1 protein-coding gene and 2 pseudogenes are annotated in these 3,981 nt (G+C 70.8%); all 3 read left to right on the top strand.

Annotated features, from left to right (window positions below):
- A pseudogene (locus ACFWIS_RS40470) lies at positions 1 to 77 on the top strand (ATP-binding protein); the annotation flags it as partial.
- A gap of 424 nt (positions 78 to 501) precedes the next feature.
- The gene (locus ACFWIS_RS40465; RefSeq protein ID WP_380464052.1) at positions 502 to 3,879 is read left to right on the top strand and encodes a nitrate- and nitrite sensing domain-containing protein; all 3,378 of its coding nucleotides are present in this window, start codon (positions 502 to 504) and stop codon (positions 3,877 to 3,879) included.
- Between the two features lie 10 nt (positions 3,880 to 3,889).
- Positions 3,890 to 3,981, top strand: a pseudogene (locus ACFWIS_RS40460) (roadblock/LC7 domain-containing protein); the annotation flags it as partial.

Genomic DNA, 3,981 nt, shown 5'->3' with positions numbered 1-3,981 from the left:
ACGCCCGCCGCCGGGACAGCGCCAAGAGCGCCCTCATCACCCTCGTCGAACACGCCCTCCTCGCCCGACTCCGCTGACCACCACAGCCACGGCCCGGAGGCGAGCACGGGAACCGATCGGCCCCGGTGAACCGTCACACTGACGGGTCGCCGGGGCGGCGGTGCTTTACCGGCCGGTGTCCTCCCGGGGCCGCGCGCAAGACCCGTGTATAAGCAGCGGATAACAGTTCGGTAGGCATTTTGTGATCAACAATGACGCAGCGTGGCGAATCAGCGTCACTCAGCGCCAGATCACCACGGATTTGCTCCGGCATGTCGTTGATTGTCCGTATTGTTCCGGCACGGGTGCCATGCGGCGGCTGTTTGTCCCCCATCCCTGCACGTGCTGAAATTCCAGCTACCCCTGAACATCCCGCGTCGGCCGTCCGGTGCCGGGCCAGGGCCCCGGGGGTAGCGCTGGATTGATCCATGGCCGGCTAGTCGGCCGAGAGGTAGTTGTCGAGTGAGGCGTAAGCAGCAACCCGCCCCGCAGCGGCGCTCCGAGCCCCGCCAGAGCGCGCCGAACGGCAGCGCCGCGGAACAGGCCGGATTCTCCGCGTTCACTCCCACCGAGGAGCGCGCCCAGGCCACCCCGGCCCCCAAGCCCCAGACGGCGGGCAAGGAACCGCGCCCCGGCGCCGGTTCGGCGGGCTCACCGGGTGACGGCGTCGCCAGTCGGTACGACTTCCTCCGCCCGCGCAACTGGCGCGTGCCGACCCGACTGATCGCGATCCTGCTGATCCCCGTGATCATCAGTCTCGTCTTCGGCGGTCTGCGAGTGAACACCTCGGTCGACGGCTACATCAAGGCCTCCCGCGCCGAGAAGACCGCCGAGCTCGCCAAGGCGGCGACCGAACTCGCCGAGGCGCTCGAGAACGAGCGCGACAAGACCCTGATACCGCTGATCACCGGGCAGGACCCCAACAACGAGGTCGCCAAGCGCCGCGCCGACACCGACGCGGCGATGAAGGCCTACAACACCGCGTACGACGCGTCCGACAAGTCCGGCGAGCTGCCGCGCCGCCACGAGGCCTTCCAGAGCCTGGTGGGCGACCTGCCGCACCTGCGCCAGGTCGCATACGGCAAGGAGCTGTTCGCCAGCGCCACCGCGAACGCCTACTCGGCGATGTTCGCGCCGCTGCTGGCCTACGACAACTCGGTCGGCAACGGCTCCGCCAACGCCACCAGCAAGGGCCGCGCGATCTACGCGATGTCGCTGGCCAAGGCCTCCGCCTCGACCCAGCGCTCGCTCATGCTGAGCCTGCTGGTCGGCATCTCGCAGGGCGTGACCACGCGCTACGAGAACCAGGACATGACCCAGCAGATCCTGGTCGCCGAGAAGCTGGAGCAGGTCTCCCTCTCCGAGTTCAACACCGGTGCCGACCCCGGCGACGCCAAGAAGTACGGCGACGCCCAGGTCGCGCTGGCCACCGCCCAGGACCGCTCGGCCTACAAGATGCCGAACGGCAGCGCGCCCACCATGCAGGGCCTGCTGTCCCTGGCCGGCAACTACGCCGAGGCCGCCGCCGCCGGCCAGCAGAAGGGCAAGGCCGCGGCCGACGCCGCGTACGCCGAGGCCAAGAACTCCGGTCTGACCCCGGACAACTGGAACCAGGCCGCCGGAACCCACATCCAGGCCCTGCGGAACACCGAACTCGCGCTGCTGGACGACGTCCTCACGCAGTCCCGCGACCTCAAGGACAACGCGCTCTACGACGCCATCCTCAACACGGTCATCGTCGTCGCCGCACTGATCCTGGCCGGCCTGCTCACCGGCTACGTCGCCCGCTCGATGATCCTCGGCATGCGCACCCTGCGCAGCGCCGCCCTGGAGATCGCCGACCACCGCCTGCCGGACCTGGTCGAGAAGCTCTCCAAGACCGACCCCGACCGGGTCGACACCTCGGTCAGCGCGATCCCGCTGCACGGCAAGGACGAGATCGGCGAAGTCGCCCGGGCCTTCGACCAGGTCCACCAGCAGGCCGTGGCGCTCGCCGCCGAGCAGGCGCTGCTGCGAGGCAACGTCAACGCGATCTTCACCAACCTCTCGCGCCGCAGCCAGGGCCTGATCCAGCGCCAGCTGGCGCTGATCACCGACCTGGAGAACAACGAGGCCGACCCGGACCAGCTGGAGAACCTCTTCAAGCTGGACCACCTGGCCACCCGTATGCGCCGCAACGGTGAGAACCTGCTCGTCCTCGCGGGCGAGGAGGCCGGCCGCCGCTGGAACACCCCGGTCCCGCTGGTCGACGTGCTGCGCGCCGCCGCCTCCGAGGTGGAGCAGTACGAGCGCGTCGAGCTGTCCGGCATCCCGGAGGTCGAGGTCGTCGGCGCCGCCGTGACCGACCTCGTCCACCTGCTCGCCGAGCTGCTGGAGAACGCCACCTCGTTCTCCAGCCCGCAGACCCGGGTGCTGGTCAACGCGACCCGCCTGCCGGACGGCCGCGTCCTGGTCGAGATCCACGACAAGGGCATCGGCCTCACCGCCGACGACTTCGCCGAGATCAACGAGAAGCTTGCCGAGCCGCCCACGGTCGACGCCACCATCTCCCGCCGCATGGGCCTCTTCGTGGTCGGCCGGCTCTCCCAGCGGCACGACATCCGCGTCCAGCTCCGCCCGTCCGGCGAGTCGGCCGGCACCACCTCGCTGGTCATGCTCCCGCCGTTCGTCACCCGCTCCGCGGCCGTGCCGGAGCCGGACGAGGAGCAGTTCACCGTCTCCCGGATCTTCGCCGAGCAGGAGCCGGCCGCCGAGTGGGCGCCGGACAACCGCAGCGCGGCCGAGCTGGGCTTCGACGACCACCTCACCGGCATCGGCAACGCCGGCTCCTCCGGCTTCAGCCCGGCCCTGGAGGCCGTCCAGCGCTCCCAGCGCCTCGACCAGGTCCGCCGCGCGGCCCTGGAGAGCGCCCCGGAGTCGCCGGTGGTGGACGCCGAGGTCGAGGAGGACTACCAGCAGGGCTACGACCAGTACGCCCCGCAGCAGCAGGGCTACCAGCAGGGCGCCTACGCCGACGACCGCTACGGCAACGACGACCAGTACGGCTACCAGCAGGGCGGCTACCAGCAGGACGAGTACGCCCAGGACGGCTACGGCCAGTACCCGCAGCAGGGTTACGACCAGACCGCCTACGCCGACGACCGCTACGGCAACGACGACCAGTACGGCTACCAGCAGGACGGCTACCAGCAGGACGAGTACGCCGGCCAGTACGGCCACCAGGCCGAGGAGGCCCCGGCCGGCCACCCGTACGCCCCGGAGCCGCCCGCCCTGCCCGCCGCCGAGCCCACCCCCACCCTGCCGTCCGGGCTGCCCCAGCGCCGCCCCGGCCAGCAGCTGGCGGGCGGCAACCTGGGCGGTGCCCCGGCCGTCAGCAGCAGCCCGACCGGCGAGAGCCCGAACTGGTTCGCCGGCGCCAAGGACACCTCGGCGCCCGTCGAGACCCGCGGCCACGACGTGTCCGCCCTGGGCGGATACGGCCCGACCGGCCCGACCGCCTCCCCCTGGCAGTCGCCGAACGACGGTGACTGGCAGCGCGCCGAGCAGCTGCGCGAGCCCTCGTCCGCCGGCACCACCGGGGCCGGACTGCCCCGGCGGGTGCCCAAGCAGAACCTGGTGCCCGGCAACGCCAAGCCCACCCCGCAGGACGGGCCGCAGGTCTCCCGCAGCCCCGAGGAGGTCCGTGGCCGCCTCACCAACCTGCGCCGCGGTGTGGAACAGGGCCGCAGCGCCGGCAACACCGGAAGCTTCCGGATCGACCCCGATCAGGTAGACCAGTCCGGCAACGGACAGAACCGGAGCACCGATCTCTTCGGCGGCTCGAACCACCAGGAGCGTTGAGTTGACTCAGATGAGCCAGGCCGCACAGAACCTGAACTGGCTGATCACCAATTTCGTGGACAACACCCCCGGGGTGTCCCACACCGTGGTGGTCTCCGCGGA

It is taken from the genome of Kitasatospora sp. NPDC127060 (assembly GCF_042724935.1).
Lineage (GTDB): Bacteria > Actinomycetota > Actinomycetes > Streptomycetales > Streptomycetaceae > Kitasatospora.
The sequence above is the reverse complement of the archived record's forward strand: the minus strand, read 5'-3'. Positions and strand labels throughout refer to the sequence as shown.